This is a genomic window from Vibrio sp. R10-SG3-ISO3 (genome assembly GCF_059834225.1).
The window spans coordinates 69,696-94,347 of the sequence record NZ_JCBDHE010000041.1 but is presented as its reverse complement, the minus strand read 5'-3'; the positions used below and the strand labels follow the sequence as shown (position 1 = coordinate 94,347).

At 49.7% G+C, this 24,652-nt stretch carries 19 protein-coding genes; 10 read left to right on the top strand and 9 right to left on the bottom strand.

What is annotated here, in order from left to right:
- Window positions 1-46: 46 nt before the first annotated feature.
- Entirely contained in the window at window positions 47-997 is a 951-nt protein-coding gene (gene tal, locus AC6R1A_RS11160) for a transaldolase (protein WP_500628224.1), read from the bottom strand.
- A 497-nt stretch (window positions 998-1,494) separates the two neighbouring features.
- On the opposite strand from tal, the gene AC6R1A_RS11155 reads away from it, so the two are divergent.
- The gene (locus AC6R1A_RS11155; RefSeq protein ID WP_500628225.1) at window positions 1,495-2,493 is read left to right on the top strand and encodes a sugar-binding transcriptional regulator; all 999 of its coding nucleotides are present in this window, start codon (window positions 1,495-1,497) and stop codon (window positions 2,491-2,493) included.
- Window positions 2,494-2,541: 48 nt separating this feature from the next.
- On the opposite strand, the gene AC6R1A_RS11150 is transcribed toward AC6R1A_RS11155, so the two are convergent.
- The 4 genes from AC6R1A_RS11150 to moeA form a co-directional block, all read right to left on the bottom strand.
- Window positions 2,542-4,488 (bottom strand): methyl-accepting chemotaxis protein, encoded by a 1,947-nt coding sequence (locus tag AC6R1A_RS11150; protein ID WP_500633075.1) that lies wholly within the window; start codon window positions 4,486-4,488, stop codon window positions 2,542-2,544.
- A 121-nt stretch (window positions 4,489-4,609) separates the two neighbouring features.
- Window positions 4,610-5,446: a sulfurtransferase gene (locus AC6R1A_RS11145; protein ID WP_500633074.1), complete on the bottom strand. Its 837-nt coding sequence runs from the start codon at window positions 5,444-5,446 to the stop codon at window positions 4,610-4,612.
- Window positions 5,447-5,523: 77 nt separating this feature from the next.
- A complete protein-coding gene (gene moeB / locus AC6R1A_RS11140) occupies window positions 5,524-6,282 on the bottom strand; it encodes a molybdopterin-synthase adenylyltransferase MoeB (RefSeq protein WP_500633073.1) in 759 nt (252 codons plus the stop codon).
- A gap of 12 nt (window positions 6,283-6,294) precedes the next feature.
- Window positions 6,295-7,530, bottom strand: a complete 1,236-nt coding sequence (gene moeA / locus AC6R1A_RS11135; protein WP_500633091.1) for a molybdopterin molybdotransferase MoeA — start codon at window positions 7,528-7,530, stop codon at window positions 6,295-6,297.
- A 222-nt stretch (window positions 7,531-7,752) separates the two neighbouring features.
- On the opposite strand from moeA, the gene folE reads away from it, so the two are divergent.
- Both folE and dbpA read left to right on the top strand, forming a co-directional pair.
- Window positions 7,753-8,406 carry a GTP cyclohydrolase I FolE gene (gene folE, locus AC6R1A_RS11130; RefSeq protein ID WP_334551936.1) on the top strand — a complete coding sequence of 218 codons (654 nt, stop codon included), beginning with the start codon at window positions 7,753-7,755 and terminating at the stop codon, window positions 8,404-8,406.
- A 187-nt stretch (window positions 8,407-8,593) separates the two neighbouring features.
- Window positions 8,594-9,910 carry an ATP-dependent RNA helicase DbpA gene (dbpA, locus tag AC6R1A_RS11125; RefSeq protein WP_500633090.1) on the top strand — a complete coding sequence of 439 codons (1,317 nt, stop codon included), beginning with the start codon at window positions 8,594-8,596 and terminating at the stop codon, window positions 9,908-9,910.
- A 69-nt stretch (window positions 9,911-9,979) separates the two neighbouring features.
- Here dbpA and msrB read toward each other — a convergent pair whose 3' ends face one another.
- Both msrB and AC6R1A_RS11115 read right to left on the bottom strand, forming a co-directional pair.
- On the bottom strand, window positions 9,980-11,146 hold the full coding sequence (gene msrB, locus AC6R1A_RS11120) for a peptide-methionine (R)-S-oxide reductase MsrB (RefSeq protein ID WP_500638814.1): 1,167 nt from the start codon (window positions 11,144-11,146) through the stop codon (window positions 9,980-9,982).
- Between the two features lie 201 nt (window positions 11,147-11,347).
- Window positions 11,348-12,550 carry an aromatic amino acid transport family protein gene (locus AC6R1A_RS11115; RefSeq protein WP_500633127.1) on the bottom strand — a complete coding sequence of 401 codons (1,203 nt, stop codon included), beginning with the start codon at window positions 12,548-12,550 and terminating at the stop codon, window positions 11,348-11,350.
- Between the two features lie 334 nt (window positions 12,551-12,884).
- Here AC6R1A_RS11115 and AC6R1A_RS11110 point away from each other — a divergent pair, with 334 nt between their 5' ends.
- The 4 genes from AC6R1A_RS11110 to AC6R1A_RS11095 all read left to right on the top strand — a co-directional run bounded on the left by AC6R1A_RS11110 (window position 12,885) and on the right by AC6R1A_RS11095 (window position 16,456).
- On the top strand, window positions 12,885-13,007 hold the full coding sequence (locus tag AC6R1A_RS11110) for a hypothetical protein (protein WP_334551932.1): 123 nt from the start codon (window positions 12,885-12,887) through the stop codon (window positions 13,005-13,007).
- A 58-nt stretch (window positions 13,008-13,065) separates the two neighbouring features.
- Complete coding sequence (locus AC6R1A_RS11105) at window positions 13,066-13,650, top strand: acyl carrier protein phosphodiesterase (RefSeq protein WP_500633128.1); 585 nt, start codon at window positions 13,066-13,068, stop codon at window positions 13,648-13,650.
- A 36-nt stretch (window positions 13,651-13,686) separates the two neighbouring features.
- Window positions 13,687-14,946, top strand: coding sequence for a DEAD/DEAH box helicase (locus AC6R1A_RS11100; protein ID WP_500633129.1), 1,260 nt, complete (start codon window positions 13,687-13,689; stop codon window positions 14,944-14,946).
- Between the two features lie 310 nt (window positions 14,947-15,256).
- Window positions 15,257-16,456, top strand: a complete 1,200-nt coding sequence (locus AC6R1A_RS11095) for a type III PLP-dependent enzyme (protein ID WP_500633130.1) — start codon at window positions 15,257-15,259, stop codon at window positions 16,454-16,456.
- Window positions 16,457-16,594: 138 nt separating this feature from the next.
- On the opposite strand, the gene AC6R1A_RS11090 is transcribed toward AC6R1A_RS11095, so the two are convergent.
- Window positions 16,595-17,722 carry an acyl-CoA desaturase gene (locus AC6R1A_RS11090; RefSeq protein WP_500633131.1) on the bottom strand — a complete coding sequence of 376 codons (1,128 nt, stop codon included), beginning with the start codon at window positions 17,720-17,722 and terminating at the stop codon, window positions 16,595-16,597.
- Between the two features lie 241 nt (window positions 17,723-17,963).
- On the opposite strand from AC6R1A_RS11090, the gene AC6R1A_RS11085 reads away from it, so the two are divergent.
- The 3 genes from AC6R1A_RS11085 to AC6R1A_RS11075 all read left to right on the top strand — a co-directional run bounded on the left by AC6R1A_RS11085 (window position 17,964) and on the right by AC6R1A_RS11075 (window position 22,927).
- Window positions 17,964-18,524, top strand: coding sequence for a GNAT family N-acetyltransferase (locus AC6R1A_RS11085; RefSeq protein ID WP_487901456.1), 561 nt, complete (start codon window positions 17,964-17,966; stop codon window positions 18,522-18,524).
- Window positions 18,525-18,622: 98 nt separating this feature from the next.
- Window positions 18,623-19,765 carry an efflux RND transporter periplasmic adaptor subunit gene (locus AC6R1A_RS11080; protein WP_500633132.1) on the top strand — a complete coding sequence of 381 codons (1,143 nt, stop codon included), beginning with the start codon at window positions 18,623-18,625 and terminating at the stop codon, window positions 19,763-19,765.
- 9 nt (window positions 19,766-19,774) lie between these two features.
- Window positions 19,775-22,927 (top strand): efflux RND transporter permease subunit, encoded by a 3,153-nt coding sequence (locus tag AC6R1A_RS11075; protein ID WP_500633133.1) that lies wholly within the window; start codon window positions 19,775-19,777, stop codon window positions 22,925-22,927.
- A 93-nt stretch (window positions 22,928-23,020) separates the two neighbouring features.
- Here AC6R1A_RS11075 and AC6R1A_RS11070 read toward each other — a convergent pair whose 3' ends face one another.
- Window positions 23,021-24,577 carry an arylsulfatase gene (locus tag AC6R1A_RS11070; RefSeq protein ID WP_487901459.1) on the bottom strand — a complete coding sequence of 519 codons (1,557 nt, stop codon included), beginning with the start codon at window positions 24,575-24,577 and terminating at the stop codon, window positions 23,021-23,023.
- Window positions 24,578-24,652: the final 75 nt, after the last annotated feature.

The window sequence follows — 24,652 nt, the reverse complement described above, 5'->3', positions numbered from 1 at the left end:
ATGTGAAGAGGGGAACGCAAACGTTCCCCTTTTTAAATTCTGTTGATTAAAGTTTCGCTTCAATCATGGCTTCAAGTTTGCCTTGGTCGACAGCGAAGTTGCGGATACCTTCTGCCAACTTCTCAACCGCCATTGGGTCTTGGTTGTGCTCCCATAGGAATTCAGCGTGTGTCATTGGTGCTGGACGCTCAGCGGCGCCTTTAGAGTCAACCAGTTTCTCAACCACTTCACCTTCAGCTGATTCGAGCTCAGCAAGAAGAGCAGGTGCGATAGTGAGACGGTCACAGCCAGCGAGTTCTAGGATTTCGCCGATGTTACGGAAGCTTGCGCCCATAACGACGGTGTTGTAACCATACTCTTTGTAGTAGTTGTAGATCTTAGTAACAGAAAGTACGCCTGGATCTTCTTGAGCTTCGAAGTCACGACCTTCCTTCGCCTTGTACCAGTCCATAATGCGGCCAACGAATGGCGAGATGAGGAATACACCCGCTTCAGCACACGCACGAGCCTGAGCGAAAGAGAAGAGAAGCGTTAAGTTACAGTTGATGCCTTCTTTCTCGAGGATTTCTGCTGCGCGGATACCTTCCCAAGTAGAAGCCAGTTTGATCAGGATGCGATCGTTGGTGATGCCTGCATCGTTGTACATTTTCACCAGTTGGCGTGCTTTTGCGACACTGCCTTCGGTGTCGTAAGAGAGGCGAGCATCCACTTCGGTAGAGATACGGCCTGGAATGGTTTTTAGGATCTCTTTACCGATGTTAACAGCCAGCATGTCGCAGGTGTCTTGAACTTGTTGCGCTTTGTCGCTGCTTTGAGATTTTGCATAGGCAATCGCGTCATCGATAAGAGGGGCATACTCAGCAATTTGTGCCGCTTTAAGAATCAAAGATGGGTTCGTAGTGGCGTCTTCTGGTTGGTATTTTTTTATCGCTTCAAGTTCACCAGTGTCAGCGACGACAGTTGTCAGTTTACGAAGTTGTGCGAGTTTGTTGCTCATTTCGATCATCCTATTTCTTGGGTGTCCACATCCGTACCTAAGATGTGTGCGGTGCATTGGCAAGCGAGTGCGCGGATCGTCTTATGAATTTGATGCGTTAGTGTCATAAAAAGGCGAACCACGACCACAATGTTTCCAGCGTCTGAGCAGTTGTTGTGAACATTTGCTCTAACGTTGAGTAAATGATGGGTCCATAATTATCTGATCTGGGGTTAAAGTCAATGCTAGATCCTGATGTTCAGTGAGCTTTATCAAGCTTTATTTGTCTTGGCATGACGCCAAAAATTGATGAAACGTTTGCGCAGCCAAAGCTAGCAAGAACACTGGGTTGAACTGGGTCAAAATTCTTGTGAGAAAATGTATCGGCTGTGAGCAAATGTTGGCATTTGGTGAGAGGGTGACATATGCTACGAGCTTGAGCGTTTGTTACAGACGGATATCCATTCCATCTAACTCGGTAAGTCCTGATTGAATTACAAGGACAGTAAAGGTGAAGCATGAGTAAAACACAGCAAGAGGTCTCGGTTGATAGCACCGATTTATTGACAGAAATCTCGGTGGCTTACTATCAAGATGGGGCAACCCAGGAAGAAATATCCAAAAAATTTGCCGTCTCGCGTGCCAAAGTCGGGCGGATGTTAAAACAGGCCCGTGACGAGGGTATAGTTGAAATTACCGTCAAATATCATCCAGTGTTCAGCGCCAAAATTGAGCAACGCTTGATAGAGCGCTTTGGCGTGAAGCGCGCACTCGTCGCGCTCGATCAGCCCAGTGAAGAGTTGCAGCGCCAGCAAGTGGCGGGGTTGGTCTCGCGCTACATGGCGAGCACGTTACAAAATGGCACTGTGGTGACGGTCGGGCAAGGACGCAACGTCTCAGCGGTTGCCCACCATGTCGGTGTGATCCCACAACGCGAGGTGAAATTTGTTTGTGGGATTGGCGGTATACACCCGCGCGGTGGGATGTTTAATGCTGACCACATTTGCCGTCAGTTTGCCAAAAGTTATGGCGGCAGTTCAGAAACCCTCTACGCCCCCGCTTATGCAGAGAACCGCGAACAAAAACTGGCGTTTATGCAAAACGGTACGGTAAAACAGACGTTAGATCTCGCCCGCAAAGCTGATGTCGCCCTAGTGGGCATCGGTGACATGAGTGAAAACAGCTATATGGTCGATTTGGGCTGGTTCAGTGCCGAAGAAGTCGTTCAGGCGCGTATGCAGCAGGGGATCGTCGGGGATTTTGCTGGCTATGACTTTTTTGACATCCACGGCGTAAGTGCGACCACAGTGATGAGCGACAGGGTGATAGGGCTGGGCATAGAAGAATTTAGGCCCATTTCGCAGGTGATCGCCATAGCGGCAGAAAACAGTAAACCTTTGGCCCTGCTGGGTGCATTGCGAACCGGCGTTATCGACGTAATCGCGACCAGTGTTAGCAATGCTTTGACCGTATTGAACTTGGATGAACAAATGAACCCAGCGGGGAATTCAAACTAGCACCACCGCGTCAGGGCGCGGTGGTGTTTTACGTGTTTGCGAACTGGATTAAGCGGTCTTAAACCGTTTCATTTGCATGTCGAGGTATTGCGCCACTTCAGCCAGTTCAGTAGCGGAAATCGCAATGTGTTTGATGGTTTCGCTGTTATCTCGAGTGATGTTGGCGGTTTCAGTGATGTTTTCGCTCACAGAATTGGTGACCATGCACTGCTCTTCGACCGCCGCGGCAATTTGCAGATTCGAGTCTTCGAGTTCACCGATGGTGCCATGAATCGCATTGAGCTTACCGGAGGTGACCTGCGCTTGGGTATTGACGTGTGTGACTTTATCGTGGCTCGAATCGATGGACTTGCGAGCCGATTCTGCGCCAGATTGCAATTCGCGAATCATGGTTTCGATCTGGCCCGTCGCATCTTGAGTACGTTTGGCAAGTGTTCTTACCTCATCAGCCACGACAGCAAAACCACGTCCTTGCTCACCAGCACGAGCCGCTTCAATCGCTGCGTTCAGGGCGAGTAAGTTGGTTTGTTCGGCAACGCCGTGAATCACTTCCAATATCGAGCCGATGTTCATGGATTGATCATAAAGCGCGAGCACTTGCACAGAGCCAATGGACATGGCTTCATCCGCGCTTTCAATGGCCTGCAACGTTTTCTCAACGTCACCTAGGGTTTCACTGATGTCTTGACCCGCGCGCTGAGTGAAACTGGCTCCGTCTGTGGCGCTCTGCGATATTTCTGTCGTGCTGGTGGAAAGCTGCTGCACGGCTGAGGCAATTTGATCCATTTCGGCGCGCAGACGATCCGCGGACTGGTCTGTGGTGTGCGTGATCGCCTGCAACTCTTCTGACATGTGACCGACTTTGATACACGAGTCCGCGACCGTCGCAACAATATCGCGCAGTGATTCAATGGTGTTGCGCATGTTACGTAATAGCTGCGCAATTTCATCTTTACCTTTGACCTCGACCTCAATCGACAGGTCGCCCTCTGCCAGAGAAGTAGAAACCTCTTGCACCTTCATCAACCCTTGTCGAATCGCTCGCGTTATCACCACAGCTGCGGTCAGTGACACCAGAATGGCAAGCAGAGTAAGAATCACGATCATTTCAATGGTTTGTGCTTTGTGTTCACTTAACACCTCGGTGAGGGTGACTTGCTGGTCCATCGATTCAAGCTTGATCGCTTCGAGCTCATGAGAGATAGCTTCGCCTAGCTCAAGCATGCTCTTTTCTGCTTGGTGCTGAGTGTCTCGCAAGGTAATCACTTGCTCAAAGCCTTGTTCATAGGCTTGGCGCTGCACAATGAACTCAGCGAGCAGCGCCTTATCCTGGCTAGAGGTAATGAGATCAGCGAAACGTTTTTCAAGCGCTGGGATTTTAGTTTGAAAATAGGCTCGAATGGTCTCGATGGTTTCCGGTTTCTCTTTGTGAAGGTAATTGAGCACTTCAATATTAGCGAGTAAGAATTTCTCCATCACCATCGACGAGTAATACTCAATATCAGCGTCGCCGTTGCTGTGCGCAGATTCAATCATGGATTCGAGGTCGTATAGGGCCTTTTTCTCTAACGCCACCATGTCAACAAACACTTTCTGTTCCACTTGCTCGGTGGAGCGCTTAACCACATCAAACGCTTGGTGGAATTGTTTTGCCTCGTCGAGCACCGCATTGAGGTGCTTGGTACGCAGCGGATCATCGGTGAGCTTCAAATCATCTGAGATGATGCTGATCAATTTGTTGTAGCGTTGGTTGTAGATATCAAGTTGCTTGGGGGAGAGCGTGTTGGCGTATTGCAGGGCGCTTAAACGGACTTTGAGAAAATTGGCTTGTATCTCACCGGCCAGTGTCGTTTCTTTGGCAAGGTGACCGTACTGTTTGAAGTTTTGACTGACGCCTGTCATACCCTGATAGCTGTACCAGCCTGATATGGCGAAAAATATCAAACAAGTGGCAAACGCAAGCCTCAGTTTGTTTGCGATCGTCAGGTTGTTCATGCCGCTTCTCCGCATTAATCCGTTAAACCTCAATTAAGCGTATACGCAAATAGGAGAAGCGCCATGTTTGAACAAATAAAACTTTAGTTTAGAAACGAATTGCCACTAAATAGTGAGTGGGTTAGCACTCGATAGGCAGGTCAGGGCGACTTCCCCATTCCGTCCATGAACCGTCATAGACCTGCAGTTGGCGATGGCCTAGCTCATACGCCGCGAGGGCTAAAATGCAAGCGGTGACTCCAGAGCCACAGCTGAATATTAACGGTTGGTTGTTGTGGTGCGCGGCAAGGCGTGATGCAAATGCCGAAGCGAGAGCGTCACGATCTTTCATTTGCCCGTTGTCGATGAGTAAAGAAAAAGGCAAGCATTGAGAGTGTGGAATATGACCACTACGTATCCCTTCTCTGGGTTCCGGTACTTGGGCATCAAATCGGGCTTGTGAGCGGGCATCAAGTATAGTGGCGCTTTTTGCGTTAGCAAACTCTAGGACAGCATCCGCATGAATAAATCCAGCTTGGCTACGTTGGCCCTCGAAGTTACCCAACCCTTTGGGTGCGTTGTGGGTTGGTTGTGTCGCATAACTTTGCGCTATCCAAGCTGGTAGGCCGCCGTTAAGCACATAGACCTGCTCGTGGCCCATGCATTTTAGCATCCACCACGCTCGCGGCGATGCGAAAGTGCCCGTATTGTCGTACACCACAATCACACTGTCTTTATTTAAACCCAATGCTTGGGCTTGACGGTTAAAGGCGCTTTCACTAGGCATCATATGCGGTAAGCCATAACTTGGATCGTGAAAATCATCATCATAGTTAAAGCGCAGTGCCCCGGGGATCACTTCATCAAGCACTGGCGCAGGGGTATTGGGGATCTGGAATGAAATACTGGCATCCAATACCACCAGCTCTGGGCGATGAAGGTGCTCACGGAGCCAGTGGGCGTTAACGAGTGCTGACATTGACTTTCCTTATTCGTTTTCGGTGCTGATTTAGGTGCGCCTGTTAGATGTGATTTGAGCCTCGTCCAGACAGGCGGTTACTGCTGTGAGCCGCAGACCTGACAATCAGGTTGTTTCATGAGTGCCATTTCACGCCAGTTGAGCGTCAGGGCGTCAAACATGAGGAGTTTACCTTCACAAGGCTGACCAAAATGGGTGATGACTTTGATCGCCTCGAGTGCCTGCATCGCGCCGATAATTCCGACCACGGGAGACATAACGCCGGCCTCCACGCAGCTCAGCGCATTGGCGCCAAATAGCGCGCTCAGGCACTGGTAACACGGTTTACGCGCGTCTTGGTAAGTGAAAACGCTTACTTGTCCTTCCATGCGGATCGCTGCGCCAGAAACAAGTGGAACTTTATGAGTAAAACAAAGGCGGTTTAGCTGATTGCGTGTTTCTACGTTGTCACTGGCATCGATCACAAGAGAATGAACGCCGATCAGCTGGGAGAGACGAATGTCGTCCAAACGCGACTCGACGGTATGCACGACGACGTGCGGATTCAATTGGCGTAGAGACTTCGCCGCAGATTGGACCTTTTTCTTGCCAATGTCTTGGTCATGATGGAGCACTTGGCGCTGAAGGTTCGACAGCTCAACCTCATCATCGTCAACCAAGGTCAAGGTACCGATGCCTGCGGCGGCGAGATATTGACTGGCCGCGCAGCCAAGGCCCCCGGCGCCCAGAATGAGGACAGAGGCCTCTTTGAGCGCTTCTTGACCGTCAAAATCAAAATCGCGCAAGATAATTTGGCGATTGTAACGGAGCATTTCTTGATCAGATAACATCACCAAGTTCCCCCCTTATCAGTACAAGGTTGAATTAAAGAGCTGAATGTGAACGGTTTCGCCTTCTGCAACATTGCCCCGTTCGCGCTCCAAAATCACGAAACAGTTAGCAAGACTCATAGAACGAAAGGCGCCTGAGCTCTGATTACCTGTCGTTTCAACCACAAATTGCCCATTTTCGATGCGGTAGATACCACGTTGATAGTCTGTACGTCCCGGCGATTTTTTGAAGGCGGTTTTGGTTACGGCGGGAATCATTGGCGGCGCCTGCCACTGCGTGTGTCCGGCTAATTTCGCCAACATGGGTTGCACCAGCACGTATAGGGTCAAAACCGCAGAGACGGGGTTACCCGGCAGCCCACAAAACCACGCACTGGAGAGCTGACCAAACGCGAACGGTTTGCCCGGCTTGATCGCTAGCTTCCAAAAACCAATTTCGCCGAGCTGTTCGAGGATATCTTTGGTGTAGTCCGCTTCACCGACACTGACGCCCCCCGAGGTCACCACAACGTCAGCCAGTCTTTGTGCCTGTTCAAATGTTGACGCCAGCTTTTCAGGGCAGTCGGGTACTATGCCTAAATCAATCGGCTCACAGCCAAAATTTTCAATCAGCGGTTTGATGCCGTAGCGATTGCTGTCGTAGATTTGTCCGTCAACTAGAGGTTCGCCGAGTGGCCTCAATTCATCCCCTGTGGAGAAAAACGCCACGCGAGGTTTACGTACCACATCAACATGACTTACCCCCAGCGTCGCGATCATGGGAATATCGCGGGCCGTCAGTCTCGCCCCTTTGGGTAACACCACATCGCCTTGGCGAATATCATCTCCGGTCGGGCGAATATTGTTGTTGGGTTTGACATCGGTTTGCAGAAAGCGGATACCCTCTTCACTCACTTCGGTGTTTTCTTGCATGACCACGGCGTCGGCACCGTCAGGAATTTTTGCACCAGTCATGATGCGAATGCAGCTTCCTGCTGGCCATTCACCTTCAAACGGTTGACCTGCAAAAGATTTACCCGCCAGTGGCAAGATCGCTTGCTTGGACAGATCCGCACGCCTGATGGCATAGCCATCCATCGCAGAGTTATCAAAAGGGGACACATTAATAGGCGAGAGAATATCTTGTGCAAGGACAAAACCGATCGCGTCGGCGAGCGGTAAGCGTAGGGTGGTTTGAATCGGCTTAATCGGCGAAAGCATTTTTTCCATCGCTTCTTCAATGGGCATTAGGCCCGGTGCGTCACAGCATCCCATAGAGTAAATTCCGTTGTTTTGATTATTATTCACCCCAAATAACCACAGGCGTTTAGGGTTGACGTAATGGTTGACACTCTACCATACAAAAAGCAGCACAAATCAATCCCCCGTCAGTAAAATGTGGATGTAATTATTCAAAAATCCGAGTATCCTTGTCAGCCATCCGAAAGGGGTAATTATCCCGATTTGACGGCAGTTAGAGTATTAAGAGGAAGTCGAATGTCAGGTCTTAGCGAGTCTGCGAAGTTAGTAAAAGAGGCGCTAGAACGTCGCGGGTTAGAAACCCCGATGGTGCCCAACGAATTTAGCCGAGACGAAAAAAAGCAGAAGATCGAGCATCATATGCGTGAGATCCTCGCCCTGCTTGAGTTAGACCTAAGTGACGACAGTTTGGAAGAGACGCCGCATCGCATCGCCAAAATGTACGTGGATGAGATTTTCTCTGGCTTGGACTACGCTAACTTCCCTAAGATCACCGTGATTGAAAATAAGATGAACGTCAGTGAGATGGTCCGTGTTAAAGACATCACCGTGACGAGCACTTGTGAGCACCACTTAGTGACGATCGATGGTCGTGCAGCGGTGGCGTACATTCCGCGCGGTAAAATCATCGGTTTGTCCAAAATTAACCGCATCGTGCGTTTTTTTGCTCAGCGTCCACAGGTCCAAGAGCGAATGACTCAGCAGATCTTGGTGGCCTTGCAAACCTTATTGGAGTCGGACGATGTCGCGGTAACGATTGATGCCACTCACTATTGTGTCAAATCTCGCGGCGTGATGGACGCGACCAGCGAAACCACCACCACGGCGTTGGGGGGGATTTTCAAATCGAACCCCGCGACCCGACATGAGTTTTTACACGGTATTCGATAGATAAGTAAAAACCGCTTCTTGTGAAGCGGTTTTTCGTTTTACCCATTTTAAGCGTTACGAGCGCAGACCAAGCGCTTGTTACAGTCGCCACCGCGCGAACCCATATTGAAACAACAAGGACACCAGAGTGAACCTTTCATTTGACCAACTTAACCTCAAAACCGAACTCAAGCAGACCCTAGACTCAATGGGTTACACTGAGATGACGGCCATTCAGCAGCAGGCGTTGCCGCTTATTCTCGACGGGCAGGATGTCATTGGTCAGGGGAAGACGGGCTCTGGTAAAACCGCGACCTTTTCTCTTGGCGTGCTGAACAATCTGAATGTGGGTCGTTTTCGTGTTCAATCATTGGTGCTGTGTCCTACTCGAGAGCTGGCTGACCAAGTGGCGACCGAGATCCGCACGCTGGCGCGAGGCATTCACAATATCAAGGTACTGACGCTGTGTGGCGGCATGCCAATGGGCCCTCAAATTGGCTCATTAGAGCATGGCGCGCATATTTTGGTCGGTACACCGGGGCGTTTGTTGGATCACCTCAGCAAAGGTCGTATCAATCTTGATGAGCTGAACACTCTCGTTTTAGACGAAGCGGACCGCATGCTGGACATGGGTTTTGAAGAGGCCATTGATGCCATTTTGGCTGAGGCGCCAACAGATCGTCAAACCTTGCTGTTTAGTGCCACTTTCCCAACCAACATCGACAGCTTGGCGCACAAAGTGATGCGCGAGCCTAAGATCGTTAAAGTCGAGTCGACCCACCAAAGCAGCACCATTACTCAGCAGTTTTTCCAACTGGAGAGTACCGAGCAAAGAGACGATGCCCTTGAGGCATTGCTTCTGACGCATAAACCTGAGTCGTCAGTGGTGTTTTGCAACACCAAGCGAGAAGTGCAAAACGTGACGGATGAGTTGTCTCAGCGAGGTTTTAGCGTGGTCGAGTTACACGGCGATATGGAACAGCGTGAACGTGAACAAGCCCTGACTCGCTTTGCCAACAAGAGCATTTCTATCTTGGTTGCCACCGATGTGGCGGCGCGCGGATTGGATGTCGATAACCTTGATGCAGTCGTCAACTTTGAGCTGTCACGCGATCCTGAAGTGCATGTTCACCGAATTGGCCGTACCGGTCGTGCGGGCGCAAAAGGGATGGCATTGAGCTTTTTCAGTGAAAAAGAGCAGTACCGCGTGGCGCGAATTGAAGAGTACATGGACATAGAGATCACGCCAAATTCGGTGCCGGAAAAGCCGATGGAAAGACCCTATTACCCAGCGATGCAAACCATCCAAATCCTCGGCGGTAAGAAGCAAAAAGTGCGCGCTGGCGATATCTTAGGAGCGTTGACCAAACAAGCGGGCATTGATGGCAGTAAGATTGGCAAAATCAACATACTGCCTATGGTGTCGTATGTTGCGGTGACGCATGATGCCGTCAAAACGGCACTAAAACAGCTACAAACCGGCAAGATGAAAGGCCGCACCTTTAAAGCGCGTGTGATGAAATAATCGTCATTACACTCGATGGAAAAACAAAAATAGCCAGCGTCTTTGCTGGCTATTTTTATGGCGATTCAATCAACCTTCGAATAAATAGAGATAGTTCTCGTAGCCCTGTTTAGCCATCTCCTCAAGCGGAATAAATTTCATCGCCGCTGAGTTCATGCAGTAGCGTAACCCTGTTGGCGCCGGCCCATCTTTAAAGACGTGACCTAGGTGAGAGTCAGCGAATCGACTGCGTACTTCTGTTCTTGGATAGATGAGCTTAAAGTCGGTTTTAGTGACAATGTAACTCTCATCGATCGGCTTGGTAAAGCTCGGCCAGCCTGTGCCCGATTTATATTTATCGGTTGATGAAAACAGCGGTTCACCAGTGACGATGTCCACATAGATACCTGCTTGTTTGTTGTCCCAATATTCGTTGTCAAATGGGCGCTCAGTCCCTTCCTCTTGGGTTACGTAGTATTGCAGATCGGTTAGGCGAGCTTTGAGTTCGTCATCGCTCGGTTTTACGTAGGTTGTCACCTCTGATGTCGAGCCACTGGCTTGACCGGAACTTTGGTCGATCATCTCACGTAGCGTCACTGGGTTTTCGTTGCGGTCTTCACCAAAAATCGAGTCCAGATATTGGTCGCGTCCAGATGCGTAACGATAGTAGTTGTAACGCACTTTACTCTTTTTGTAGTAGTCCTGATGGTACTCCTCTGCAGGCCAGAAGGTATCAAACGCAATGAGCTCTACTTTCAGTGGTTTTTTAAACACGCCTAACATGTCCACCTCGGCGAGGAATTGGTTTGCAATATCTCGCTGTTGGGGGTTGTGATAGAAAATGGCGGGGCGATAGTGACGACCTCGGTCAACAAATGAGCCCTGGTCATCGGTAGGATCAATATGGCGCAGCAGCTGATCGAGCACTTGCTCATAGCTTACTTGAGAGGCATCAAAGGTCACCTGAATCACTTCGATATGCCCGGTTTTGCCTGAAGAGACTTGTTTATAGGTCGGATTGTCGAGCGTACCACCGGAATAGCCGGACACTACATCAATCACACCGTCCAACTTTTCCAGATCCGATTCCGTGCACCAGAAACATCCGCCTGCGAGCGTTGCGGTTTCTATCTGAGCGGTATTCTGAGCGGCGCTCGTTGAGGGGCTATCTTCCGCGCTTTGTGTATGACCAAGAAAAGACGTCGCCACTGCCGCAATGGCAATAAGGGCTAAGGTCACGTGACTGTTCAGTTTCATATCAACCTCGTTGAATTTGACTATCTCTACACAAGACAGAGCCAGTTACGAAAAACTTTCACATAAAATCGTCTCCCTATACTCCTATTCCACCCCCAACGATCAAACTCGCTCCCACAACCCACAACCCACAACCCACAACCAAAAAAAGGCAGCCACGCTGCCTTTCCATCATCCATAATCACTGACTATTAATGTTGCTTAACCCAGAGCCGGGAGCCAACCTGCAGTGATGAGCACTTGCGCGCCGACAATGATAAGTCCAGTCAGCCCACATATGTTCAGCGCTATGTTGCCACCAATGACTTGATAGCCCGCGCTTTGATGCGTTTGCCTTGAGCGCTTCACCATCCATACTGGTAGGAATATCGCCAATACCGCTAAGGCTATCGCCGCGTAACCGAGCGCCATAATAAAGCCTTCAGGATAGAAAAGGGCAAAGCCCATCGGCGGCAAGAAGGTCACGACGCCGATCACCCAACGATTAGGGCGGCGTGTCGATGTCGTAAGCGAATCGCCAAGGAACTCGAACAAGCCTAAACTGACACCGAGGAACGAAGTCAGCAGTGCAAGGTCAGCAAACAGGCCGATAGTTTGCGCCAAGTTAGATTGATGGACTTGTTCGCCCAAGGTGCGAATTAGCGCGCTCAGGCCTTGGTTGTCCATCAGCGTACTTTGACTGACAACGCCCAGAGTCACCAACTGCCAAAATAGGTAAATCATCAAGGGGATCGCAGAGCCAATCATAATTGCTCGGCGCAGTGAGATCGTGTGGCCGTCCAAGTAATTCACAATGGCGGGAATACTGCCGTGAAAACCGAATGAGGTGAAAATCACGGGAATAGCGGCGATGATCAAACCTTGCTCAATCGGGAGGCTCAGTAGGTAAGATTGTGTCACATTGGGTGCTAGGAAGGTCAGCACCAACGCCATCGCTAGCAGCTTCACGCTAAAGAGTACGCGATTGACTTTATCCACGGTGCTTGTGCCAATGGTCACCACGACAGCAACAATGAGAGTAAATACAATGGTGGCGACAGCAGGGGAGACCTCAATTGCTGCAATTTGCGCTATACGCTCACCAAACTGCGCGCCACCCCCTGCGATGTAAGCAGCGCAGAGTGCATAGAAGAGAAACATCATGGCAAAACTGGCGAGCCACTTGCCTCGCTTACCGAGAAATTGCTCGGCCAATGTGTGCAGTGTCGCTTTGGCGTCGGCGTGTTGATGTAACTCGACCATCAACAGTGCGGTGTAAGCCATCAGGGCCCACAACACGAGCATGATAAGTAGAGAGGTGGAAAATCCGATCCCAGCGGACGCAAGTGGCAGGGCCAGCATGCCCGCTCCTATGGTGGTACCAGCAATGATCAAAGTACTACCGAAAACCTTTGATTTAGACATGTATGAAATTCTTTACGTGTTATTGGTGTTTGGTTAGAGAATAATGGCGTTAATAAGGGCAGGGTTAGTGCTTTATTTAACTTGATGGCGATTATGTTGGAGCTTTCCCTTGAGATCAAGAGAAATGTACAGATAAAACTCCATTGTTGTACATTATTGTTTACAGTTGGCTGTGTAATGCCTATTCTGGCAGTCATGCAAACGTTTTGCACTGGATCTCAGTGCGCTATCGAGTGCCAAGGGGTTTTACTTTTCAAAAAAGTGTCATATAACAGACGTATAAAGGAGACCTGCTTGAGGCTCGAGCAGGGGAAATGAAGAATAAGGAGGTCCTATGAGTGACCAAGCAATCAACGAAGAGAATCTTGAACTCCTCGATGCGATGGAAATCGGGTTTGATTTATCGAACTACGATGAAGAAACCCTCGAACTCGCCAAAGAACTTTTTGGTCAGTAAGTGTTACCCAACCCTCTTTTAGAGAATAGCCAGTGCGGATGCGCTGGCTTTGTGTTTTATGAACTACCTCGCTCACCTACATATCGCGACCGCGTGTGAGTCAAACCTAATGGGAAACTTGCTCGGGGATTTTGTTAAAGGCAATCCCGAGGGGCGTTTTCATCCTTCAGTGGTGGATGGCATTAAGTTGCATCGATTTGTCGATTCGTACACCGATCGCCACCCATTAACCGCGCAGGCAAAGTTGCTTTTCGCCCGTGAAAAAAGGCGTTATGCGCCCATCGCGTTAGATATGTTCTGGGACCATGCGTTAGCCTGCCGCTTTGATGAGTATCATCCCGTCTCGCTTGAGCAATTCAGTCAATCTGCCATGCGCACCGTTCTACGCCAAGCTCAGCAGACAGAGCAGCCACTACCTGAACGTTTTATGCGTGTTGCTAACGCAATGCACCAAGGTCAATGGTTGAGCTCGTATCAAGAGCTCGACAACATCCGCTTTGCACTGAGCCGAATTGCTCAGCGCTCGCCTAGAATGACGCCATTGGGGCATTGCGGTGAGGATTTAAGCCGAGAATCTGCTCACTTAATGGCGATTTTCGACCAATTGTATTCAGACGTGCTCAACGCTGCGCAGAGTTTCTGATAGAATCGCCGACCCGACTCTATTTGGAATTGCACAATGTCTCTATTTACTCAACTTGGTCTTGATTCTTCGCTTGTCGCAGCGGTGGAACGTTTGGGTTTCGATACGCCCACAGCCATACAAGAGCAGGCCATTCCAAAAGTACTGCAAGGGGTCGATTTGTTGGCCGGTGCGCAAACTGGTACGGGGAAAACCGCCGCGTTTGGTTTGCCGATTATCCAACTTTTGAGCCAAGCGGCGTTAAAGCGCGATCCACAAAGCAACGATGTGTTGGCGCTGATCGTGGTGCCAACGCGTGAGTTAGCGCAGCAAGTGTACGACAACCTCAGCGCGTACAACCACACCAGTGAGTTGCACATTGTCACCGCCTATGGCGGCACAAGCATCAATGTACAAACGCGTCACCTCGCCAATGGCTGTGATATTTTGATCGCTACGCCTGGGCGCCTGCTTGATCACCTTTACTGTAAACACATCCAACTTAAGAAAACACGTTACTTGGTGTTGGATGAAGCGGATCGCATGTTGGATATGGGCTTTATGCCGGATATTCAACGCATTCTCAAAGCGACAAACCCGGAGCGTCAAACGCTGTTTTTCTCTGCCACTTTTGATAAACGCATTAAAACGCTGGCGCACAAAATGCTCAATGATCCGCAAGTCGTGCAAGTGTCTCCGGCCAACAGTACCGCTGAGAAAGTGGAGCAGATGGTCTATCCGGTCGACAAAAAACGCAAAGCGGAATTGTTGGCCTATTTGATTGGATCTAAAAACTGGCAGCAGGTGTTGGTCTTTACCAAAACCAAGCAGGGCAGTGATGCGTTGGCCAAAGAGTTAAAGTTAGATGGCATTAAGGCTGCTTCTATCAACGGTGATAAAAGCCAAGGGGCACGCCAACAAGCGCTAGACGATTTCAAATCAGGTAAAGTGCGTGCGTTGATTGCCACAGATGTCGCCGCGCGAGGCTTAGACATTGCGCAATTAGAGCAGGTGGTGAACTTCGATTTACCTTACAAAGCGGAAGACTATATCCACCGGATTGGCCGTACGGGCCGCGCGGGTCAAGCCGGGCTAGCGGTCTCTTTGATGGCAAAAGACGAAGAGTACCTGCTTGAGGCGATTGAGCGTTTGCTTGATCAGCGCTTACCACAAGAGTGGCTGGCGGGCTTCGAACCGAGTCTGATTGAAGAGATGGAACCTGATCGTGCGCCAAGGAAAAAAAGCCGTTCATCGGAAAAGCGTAAAATGAAAGCCAAGCTGAAAATTCATGCGGGACGCGGTAAGAAAAAGGGTTGATCACAGGCGTTAGGTCATAGTGTGGAGTGAATAAAGAATCCTTATCTAGACGATAAAAATAAGTCTCTTTTCTTTTGCCCATTTCCTATTGCACTGACCGACTCATGACCTTACTATCGCCCTGCTTCTTGATGATAGCCAATCCGAGTACATCACATTCTGTTTTGTGGCAAGGCGATAGAGCAACTATCCAAGAGTGACTTTGACTGCGCGTATTGCGCTTTATTGACGCTCCATTGTTCATCGATTTGCTTACCCCCCCAATAGGGCAGCGCGACGAGCAATGCCTAAATTGTTGGAGAAAGCTATCATGGCTAACACACACTCAGTACTCGGTTTTCAATCTTTTGCTTCCCCTGCGATGGCAGCGAGTGAAGCGCAATTCATCGAATCAACGGTGAGCCAATATGGCGCACCTTTGATGCTCCTCGATTGCGACATCATTCGTGAACGCTACCAAGCGCTAAGCCGTGCACTGCCGAATGTCACCTTGCACTTCGCACTTAAGCCACTGCCACACCCTGCTGTTGTTCGCACTCTGCTTGAAGAAGGGGCGAGTTTTGACCTTGCCACTACCGGCGAAGTGGAATTGGTGGCCGAGCAGGGCGTGCCTGCTGAGCGCACGATTCATACTCACCCAATCAAACGTGATGCCGATATCCGTGATGCCTTAGCGTACGGTTGCAACGTGTTTGTGGTCGACAACTTGAACGAATTGGCGAAGTTTAAGCCTTATCAAGATGAAGTTGAGCTGCTAGTGCGCTTGAGTTTTCGCAACAATGAAGCGTTTGCCGATTTGTCGAAGAAATTTGGTTGCACGCCAGAGCAAGCACTCGTGATCATTGAGACAGCGCAAATGTGGAATATTCGCATTAAAGGACTCTCTTTCCACGTGGGTTCACAAACGATGAACCCGCAGAAATACGTCGACGCGATTCACGCCTGCCGTGATGTCATGGACAAAGTGGTGGCGAAAGGGCTACCGGCACTGAGTACCTTAGATATCGGCGGAGGTTTCCCAGTGTGCTATACACAAAAAGTGATGCCGATTGATGAGTTTTGCCAACCGATCAACCAAGCGCTTGCTACCCTACCAGAAACAGTGCAGGTGATTGCTGAGCCAGGACGTTTTATTGTGGCAGAGGCAGTAACCAGTGTGGCATCGGTGATGGGCCAAGCGGAGCGTGAAGGTCAGATGTGGTACTACCTAGACGATGGTATCTATGGCTCGTTCAGTGGTCTCATGTTTGATGATGCGCCTTACCCCATGGCGGTACTGAAGCAAGGTGGCGAGATGATGCCAAGCGTACTGGCAGGTCCAACCTGTGACAGTATTGACGTGATTGCGGAAAACATCATGCTACCGATGCTCGAAGATGGTGACTTGGTGGTGGGCCGCATGATGGGTGCGTACACCAGTGCGACCGCGACCGACTTCAACTTTTTCAAACGTGCGACTACGGTGTTGATCAACGAGCATCGTGTACAAGACGAGCGTATGATTGGCTAATAGCCAGAGTGCGGCTTGAGCGGTACTCTAATCAAGACAACCATTATCGAAACATGAATACAACAAAGGGAGCGTCAGCTCCCTTTGATCATTTAAGGCTTTTAGTTTAGATACTTTAGACTGAACAAAGTGTTCTGATTAGGCGTATTGAGCGATCTGTCCTTCCCAGCGACGTTTTTGTGCGGCGAGATCCTGTTTCAACTGTTGATAGCGCAGTTTTAAGAGGGATTGCTCGTAGCGCTCAACCATGTTGCTTTTCTTCGCTTCGAGGACCTGCTTCTTCACCTCGTAGTAGTCGGTCATTTTGCTCATCAACTGCTCAAACTCTTTGTTGAGCGTATCGCTGATGAGGCTCGCATTTGGCATAGAGCGAATGTTAGATTTGGCGCGCTCTAGCGTCATTTTTGCGCGCGCTTTCTCTATCTTAATCTTTGGAGTTACGCGAAGTTTCTCTGCCAATCCTACCCATTCACAACTTTTTATCAGCCACTTAGTTGGATCGTACTGCCACCAATGAATACCATTGCGGTAGTCATTTTCAAAAATGTGGTGGTAGTTGTGGTAACCCTCGCCAAACGTGAAGAACGCGAGAATCCCGTTGTCACGTGCGGTGTTCTTGTCCGTGTAAGGTTGAGCGCCCCAGATGTGCGCCAATGAATTAATGAAGAAGGTGGAGTGGTGACTCAGCACCAAACGCACGACGCCCACCATCAACACCATGCCCCAAACATCGCCATATAGAAGGCCAAGGCCCACAGGAATACCAAGGTTGGTCACCAACGCGAGTAAGAGATAGTGTTTGTGTTGCCACATCACGATCTTATCTTTCTGTAAGTCGCGGCAGTTGGCGTAATCGGTGTAGATCTCTTGATTGTAGTTTCTTAGCATCCAGCCAATGTGAGAAAACCAAAACCCGCGTTTGGCCGAGTAGGGATCTTTGTCATTGTTGTCGACGTGTTTGTGGTGGACGCGATGGTCAGAACTCCAATGGAGGATACTGTTTTGCAGAGCAAAAGCACCACCGAGCGCAAACAGCAATCGGATAGACCAGTGACCTTGGTAGGTTTTGTGGGACCACAAGCGATGATAGCCTGCAGTAATGGAGAGATTACAAAACGAGTACGTCACCACCAGCCAGAACCAGTGTTGCCACTGATAACCAAACTCGATGCCATACCACGGAGCGGCAATCGCAGCGACTAAAAAGGTAGAAATAAACAGTAAAACATTGACCCAAATAAGAGGCGGCTTTTCCTTAATCGACATGATGCAAACCTTCAGCTAACACGTGTTCGCCAGAATAGTCAGCGTACACGTGTAAGTCAAACGAAAGTTGAAAGGACTGAGAGCTAAATCTGTAACAGAGTAATTCACTGTTTTGTTTGCAAAGTGAACCAAATAGGCCCGGATTTATTGCTTATCTTTGACAGGATGTTTGGCTTTTTGTTAAATGTTCAATAGTATGAATGTGTAATTCATCCTTACAGGAAGTAATAAGGAACTATAAATGGAAATAAAAGTAGCGGAATATAGCGACTTCGAGCGTATAGCAGGATTGCATGCAAAAAGTTGGCAACGCTTCTATTCTGGCATCCTATCTAAAGCGTATCTCGGAGAAGAGGTACAATCCGAACGTAAAATCATCTGGCAAACGCGCTTAACCAATCCACCGTTCAATCAAGCGGTGTATGTGATTGAGGAAGGTGGGCTATTGTGCGGCTTTGTGTGTGGTTTTGGTAATCATGATTTTGAGCGCGGCACTATCATTGATGCCCTTCATGTGGATGACTACTTTCGCGGCCGCGGTATTGGCCTGACACTACTCAAAGCGATTGCCGATTGGGCACGTCAATATTTCCCTGATAACGGCGTGTATCTTGAAGTACTCAAGGGGAATCAGCAGGCGATTGATTTCTATGAGCATATTGGTGGTCAGTTAGCACAAGAGAGGCTATGGAATGCCCCATGTGGTACTCAAGTTCCAGAACTGGTTTATACCTGGCCATCGCCCGACGTTTTATATCAACAAGTTGATAACTTATTGCAAAGGCGTTTAGTTACAAACTGATACACAATACGGTATCGCTCTGATACTTCTCGGACAGAAGCGATGTGAATTGTGTTTATGTTCATGATGAACCTATTTCATTTCATTAGCGGTTTATCATGAAAAAGACGTTAATCATCACTGCGCTCACCAGTGCGCTTTTTATTACAGGTTGCAACGATTCTTCTACGGCTGCCCAAGGTGGATCAGCGCCGTTAGTGGTCGTTGAACCTGTCACTGAAATTTCCTACCAAGAAAGCAAATCCTACATTGGCCGCGTGGAGGCGGTGGAAGACACCAACATCACGGCACAAGTGACAGGCTACCTTAAAGCGCGCCATTTTGACGAAGGGCAGATGGTGGCAAAAGGTCAGCTGCTTTTCACTATCGAACCTTCTTCATTTGAAGCGCAATTGGCGAGTGCTAAAGCAAGCTTGGCGCAGGCCAACGCCGCGCTGAAAAAAGCGCAACTCGATTTCGAACGCGGGAAAAACCTCTTGCCCAAAGGCAGCATCTCGCAGTCAGAATTTGACAATTTGAATGCCAACTTGCTTGGCGCGCAAGCACAAGTTGAAGCAGGCAAAGCGCAAGTCAACTTGGCTAAGGTCAATCTCTCGTATACCCAAATTCGCGCACCGTTTTCGGGCCGCATCAGCGAGAGCCACTTCAGCACCGGCGATCTGGTCTCTCCGCAAAGTGGTGTGCTGACAACGCTCGTCAGTCTTGACCCTGTCCACACCGCGTTTAGCGTCAGTGAACGTGAACGCTTAGCCCTCGGGATGGATTCAATCAAAGGCGATGGCCGTGAAGGGGCCCACTCTGTCGAAGTACAGGTGCTGCTTGAAAACGGTCAACCTTTCGACCACTTTGGCGAGCTGGACTATTTAGGGAATCGTATTGATCTCAACACAGGCACTATCGCGATGCGCGCGCGTGTGCCAAACCCTGATTATCGCTTGCTTCCCGGGCAACATGTTCGTGTTGAGTTGCGAGAGAAACAAGCAAAGCCGGCGGTAGTGGTTGCAAGACGTGCAGTACAAACCGACTTAGAAGGGCACTTTGTTATGATCCTAGCAAAGGGGAATATTGCTGAGCGCCGCAACGTGACGCTTGGTCAGCAAACACCGCAAGGGGTGATCATTCGAGATAGCGTGATGGCTGGCGAGCAAGTGATTACCCAAGGTCTGCAACGTGTCCGTAATGGCGTGCCTGTCCATGTTTCACCGCAAGATGAAACGTCGACAAATGCGACGCAATCGTAAGGGGGCAGGATGCTAAGTCGTTTCTTTATCCAGCGCCCTAAGTTCGCGCTGGTTATCTCGATCATATTAACCTTAGCTGGAGCGATTGCGTTAGCAATCTTGCCTGTTGCTGAGTACCCGAAAATTAGTCCTCCTTCGGTCAGCGTGAGCGCGTTTTACACTGGGGCGAGTGCCGAAGTCGTTGAGCAAGCCATTGCCGATCCGATAGAAACCTCGGTTAACGGCGTTGAGAACATGATCTACATGTCATCAAAAAGCGCTAACGATGGTTCGTACAGCCTCAATGTCACCTTCGACGTCGGGACCGATCCAGACATGGCGCAGGTAAATGTCCAAAACCGCGTCTCGCAGATTGAGTCAAAGCTACCCCAAGAAGTCCGTATGGTCGGAGTGACGGTGAAAAAGCGCTCGCCAGATTTGCTGATGGTGCTCAACTTCTACTCACCCGATGGCAAGTATGACGATCAGTTTTTGATCAACTACATCAACCTCAACGTCAAAGATCAGCTCGCGCGAGTGAAAGGCATCAGTGAAGTCAACGTTATCGGAGGAGGCGAATACGCAATGCGTGTTTGGCTCGATCCAGACAAGATGGCTAACCTGAAACTGACCACATCGGATGTCTACGCCGCGCTCAGTGAACAAAATGTGCAAGTGGCTGCCGGGCGAGTGGGCGCTGCTCCGTATAGCGAAACTCAGGAAGTGCAGTTCAACTTGGTCACCAAAGGCCGCTTGGAGAGCGTTGAAGAGTTTGAGCACGTGGTGCTGCGCGCCAACCATGATGGGTCGACTGTCTATCTGAAAGACGTGGCAAGAGTGGAACTGGGCAAAAAGTTTTACGACGGAAGCGGTCAGTTCCGTGGCCGCGATGCGTCGATTGTCGCGTTGTCACTGCAATCGGATGCCAATGCGCTAGAAAGTGGTCAAGCGGTGATGGATTTGCTTGAACGCATGAGCGCCAACTTCCCAGAAGGCATGGCGTATGAGACCAGTTATGACACCACAGTGTTTGTCGCTGAATCGATCAAAGGGGTGGTCAAAACCTTAATTGAGGCGATTTTGTTGGTGATTGCGGTGACCTACCTGTTCTTAGGCAGCGCGCGAGCCACCTTAATTCCCGTGTTTGCTATTCCAGTCTCCTTGATTGGTACTTTTGCCATCATGCAAGCGACGGGCTTTACGATTAACACCGTCACCTTGTTTGGTTTGATTCTGGCCATCGGTATTGTGGTTGATGACGCGATTTTGGTCATCGAAAACGTGGATACCACGATGGCGAAAGACCCGACCATTTCCCCGCGTAAAGCCACTTTGCTGGCGATGAAAGAGGTGACAGGGCCGATCATTACCTCGACGCTGGTGTTGCTGGCGGTGTTCTTACCTGTTGCTATGTTGCCGGGTATTACCGGCATTATGTACCGTCAGTTCGCGTTAACCATCTGTATCTCTGTGGTGATTTCATCCATCAACGCGCTGACCCTCTCGCCGGCACTCTGTTCTTTGGTGCTAAAACAAGGCGGAGGCAATACCGCCCGTTGGTTTAACGTCTTCAACCGCGGGTTAGATAAAGTGACGCATCGCTATGGTCAAATCGCGGGTTTCTTGGTGAAAAAGACCGTTTTATTGACTGGATTCTTTGTTGTGGCCGTGGTAACGGTCGGCTTTTTCGCTAAAACGACCTCTACCGCTTTTGTTCCCCAAGAGGACAAAGGGATCTTGTTGATCAATGTCCAGTTGCCTGACTCTGCGTCTTTGTCGAGGACAGAGGCGGTCACGGGTTCGCTGATTGATTTGGTCAGCCAGGAGCCGGGCGTAGATGGCGTGACGGTAGCGAATGGCTACTCCTTTATGACCGGTGCCGCAGCGTCAAACGGTGCATCTCTGTTTGTTAAACTGCATGATTGGGATACGCGCAATGCGCTCACAGGTGATCACAGCGCCAACGCGATCGCCCAGAGGATCAACGGTAAAGCAGCGATGACACTACCGCAGGCGGTTGTATTCGCAATGGGACCGCCTGCCGTGCCAGGCATGGGCGCCGCGTCTGGATTTGAGTTCGTCCTCGAAGATACGTTGGGACGCAGCCGAACCGATCTGGCGCTGGTCATGGGGCAGATGATTGCAGAGGCCAATCAGCAACCTGAGATCGCGTATACCTTCAGTACCTTTAGGGCGAACGTACCGCACTATTACGTCGATATTGATCGCGAAAAAGCGCAGCAATTGGGTGTACCGTTGTCGTCAGTATTCCAGACGCTGCAAGGCAACCTGGGTTCACTCTATGTCAACGACTTCACCATGTTCGGTAAAAACTTCCGCGTCACGATGCAAGCCGATGGCGAGCATCGCCGCGGCATGGACGATTTGCAGCGTTTCCATGTGCGCAGTCAGTCGGGAGAGATGGTGCCGCTGAGTACTTTGGTTAGCTACGAGCAGGTGTTTGAGCCCGATGTGGCATGGCGTTACAACATGTACCGCAGCGCCATTATTCAAGGACAACCGGCACCGGGTTACTCCAGTGGCGATGCGATTGCAGCGATGGAGCGAGTCGCTGCGGAAGTGTTACCACAAGGCTACCAATACGAGTGGACAGGCATGGCCTACCAAGAAGTCTTAGCCGGTAACCAAGCGATCTTCGCGTTCGCGCTGGCGTTGATTTTTATTTACTTATTCATGGTGGCGCAGTACGAAAGCTGGAGTATTCCACTGGCGATCATCTTGGTTGTGCCGGTTGCAACGCTCGGATCTTTCTTGGCGTTAAACCTTGCCGGAATGCCACTCAATCTTTATGCGCAAATCGGACTGGTGCTGCTGATTGCCTTGGCGGCGAAGAACGCCATTTTGATTGTCGAGTTCGCTAAGGTCGAGCGCGAAGAGAAAGAGTCACCGATCGATGAGGCGGCAGTTCAGGGCGGTAAGCTGCGTTTTCGCGCCGTTAATATGACCTCTTGGTCGTTTATCTTAGGGATCTTCCCATTGATCTTTGCCAATGGCGCGGGCCATATCAGTCAAAACTCGTTAGGTGTTTCTCTTATCGGCGGGCTGTTGTGTGTTCTACTCGCAGGTACTTTCTTAATCCCAGGTTTCTACGCTTTGGTGCAGAGGCAGAGGGAAAAAATACATGGTGGTCCGACGAAATTAATTCCGCTGGATGATGAATAACTTGTATTTTACATACGGTTGAATGCATAAAAAAACGCTCTGCCATGTGGCAGAGCGTTTTGCTTTGAATGAACTTATAACGAGTTAGGCTAATTACTTAGCTGTCGCCGCTTCAAGCTGCTTCAGTTTTCCTTGAAGCATCATAACGTTCTGGTTGAAGTTACCTGGGTTCAACACTTGGCTTGCTTGGAACGGGTACTGGTTGATTGTTGCCAAGAATGGTGCGATCTGCTGTTGTACCGGAACAAACAACCACATGTTATCTGCCATCCAACGTAGGTACAGACCAGATTCGTGTGGTGCTTTTTCAAATGGGTCAGCACGTAGGTGAACAATTGAAGGCCAGTTGGTTTGGAAACGTACGCCGTCAGCGATGTTACCTTCCATATGTGCAAACTGAACTTTAAAGTCATTCCAACGAACAGCATCTAAGTCACTGTTAGCTGAGAAGTAAAGTAGAGACTCACGAGGACCTTTCTCTTCTTTGCCTTCAAAGTAAGGTAGGAAGTTGTAGCCATCTAGGTGTACACGCCAGTTCTTACCGTTGTATTTCGCACCCTTATCTGATTTTAGTTTATCTACGACTTTGTCATCGCCAGCCGCTGCAAGTAGCGTTGGGATCCAGTCTTTGTGAGACATAATGTCGTTGATCTTGGTACCAGGTTCGATCACACCAGGCCAACGAACCAATTGAGGTACACGGAAACCACCTTCCCAAGTGGTACCTTTTTCACCGTGGAAGAAAGTTGCACCGCCGTCTGGCCATGTGCCTGTTTCCGCACCGTTGTCGGTTGAGTAGATAACGATCGTGTTGTCAGCAACACCCAGTTGATCGAGCTTATCTAGTAGCACACCAACGTGATCATCGTGCTCTAACATACCGTCAGCGTAGATAGAGATGCCTGATGCGCCTTGGTATTTCTCTTGTAGACGAGTCCAAACGTGCATACGTGTGGTGTTGTGCCAGATGAAGAAAGGTTTGTCCGCCTTCACTGCACGCTCCATGAAGTTCAATGATGCTTCTAGGAACTCTTCATCTGCCGTTTCCATACGCTTACGCGTCATTGGGCCTGTATCTTCAATCTTACCGTCAGCCGTTGACTTAATAACGCCACGTGGAGCGTATTTTGCGCGGAACTCAGGATCTTTCGGGTAGTAGTAGGTCTCTGGCTCTTCTTCTGCGTTTAGGTGGTAAAGGTTACCGAAGAATTCGTCAAAACCGTGCGCAGTAGGAAGGTGTTTGTCTTGGTCACCCATGTGGTTCTTACCGAACTGAGCAGTCATGTAGCCCTGTTCTTTAAGAAGATCTGCAATGGTTGGAGCCCAATCAGGAATACCGTGATCTGAACCTGGCATACCGATAGTCAGAAGACCAGTACGGAACGGTTCTTGACCTGTCAAGAAGGCAGCACGACCTGCAGTACAAGATTGCTGACCGTAGTGGTCAGTAAACAGTGCACCCTCGTTAGCGATACGGTCGATGTTTGGGGTTTCGTAACCCATCATGCCGTTGTTGTATGCACCGATGTTGAAGATACCAACATCGTCACCCCAGATCGCTAGGATGTTCGGTTTATCCGCAGCGACAGCCATGGTAGACGTAGCGATTGCCGCGACACCCATAGCCAGTTTGCTTAGATGGTTAGCCATAAGGACTCCAATAGTTATGTGAGTTGTGTAGAACAAAGACTTTGCTCTTATCGCCATACAATAGTAGCCAAATTT

What these genes read in the sequence shown, in the direction of transcription:
- AC6R1A_RS11110 (WP_334551932.1), top strand. Translation starts at nt 12,885, where the DNA reads ATGAGTGACCAAGCAATCAACGAAGAGAATCTTGAACTCCTCGATGCG.
- AC6R1A_RS11100 (WP_500633129.1), top strand. Translation starts at nt 13,687, where the DNA reads ATGTCTCTATTTACTCAACTTGGTCTTGATTCTTCGCTTGTCGCAGCG.
- AC6R1A_RS11095 (WP_500633130.1), top strand. Translation starts at nt 15,257, where the DNA reads ATGGCTAACACACACTCAGTACTCGGTTTTCAATCTTTTGCTTCCCCT.
- tal (WP_500628224.1), bottom strand. Translation starts at nt 997, where the DNA reads ATGAGCAACAAACTCGCACAACTTCGTAAACTGACAACTGTCGTCGCT.
- moeA (WP_500633091.1), bottom strand. Translation starts at nt 7,530, where the DNA reads ATGGGATGCTGTGACGCACCGGGCCTAATGCCCATTGAAGAAGCGATG.
- AC6R1A_RS11145 (WP_500633074.1), bottom strand. Translation starts at nt 5,446, where the DNA reads ATGTCAGCACTCGTTAACGCCCACTGGCTCCGTGAGCACCTTCATCGC.
- AC6R1A_RS11080 (WP_500633132.1), top strand. Translation starts at nt 18,623, where the DNA reads ATGAAAAAGACGTTAATCATCACTGCGCTCACCAGTGCGCTTTTTATT.
- AC6R1A_RS11090 (WP_500633131.1), bottom strand. Translation starts at nt 17,722, where the DNA reads ATGTCGATTAAGGAAAAGCCGCCTCTTATTTGGGTCAATGTTTTACTG.
- AC6R1A_RS11075 (WP_500633133.1), top strand. Translation starts at nt 19,775, where the DNA reads ATGCTAAGTCGTTTCTTTATCCAGCGCCCTAAGTTCGCGCTGGTTATC.
- msrB (WP_500638814.1), bottom strand. Translation starts at nt 11,146, where the DNA reads ATGAAACTGAACAGTCACGTGACCTTAGCCCTTATTGCCATTGCGGCA.
- dbpA (WP_500633090.1), top strand. Translation starts at nt 8,594, where the DNA reads ATGGGTTACACTGAGATGACGGCCATTCAGCAGCAGGCGTTGCCGCTT.
- AC6R1A_RS11115 (WP_500633127.1), bottom strand. Translation starts at nt 12,550, where the DNA reads ATGTCTAAATCAAAGGTTTTCGGTAGTACTTTGATCATTGCTGGTACC.
- AC6R1A_RS11150 (WP_500633075.1), bottom strand. Translation starts at nt 4,488, where the DNA reads ATGAACAACCTGACGATCGCAAACAAACTGAGGCTTGCGTTTGCCACT.
- AC6R1A_RS11085 (WP_487901456.1), top strand. Translation starts at nt 17,964, where the DNA reads ATGGAAATAAAAGTAGCGGAATATAGCGACTTCGAGCGTATAGCAGGA.
- folE (WP_334551936.1), top strand. Translation starts at nt 7,753, where the DNA reads ATGTCAGGTCTTAGCGAGTCTGCGAAGTTAGTAAAAGAGGCGCTAGAA.
- AC6R1A_RS11155 (WP_500628225.1), top strand. Translation starts at nt 1,495, where the DNA reads ATGAGTAAAACACAGCAAGAGGTCTCGGTTGATAGCACCGATTTATTG.
- AC6R1A_RS11070 (WP_487901459.1), bottom strand. Translation starts at nt 24,577, where the DNA reads ATGGCTAACCATCTAAGCAAACTGGCTATGGGTGTCGCGGCAATCGCT.
- AC6R1A_RS11105 (WP_500633128.1), top strand. Translation starts at nt 13,066, where the DNA reads ATGAACTACCTCGCTCACCTACATATCGCGACCGCGTGTGAGTCAAAC.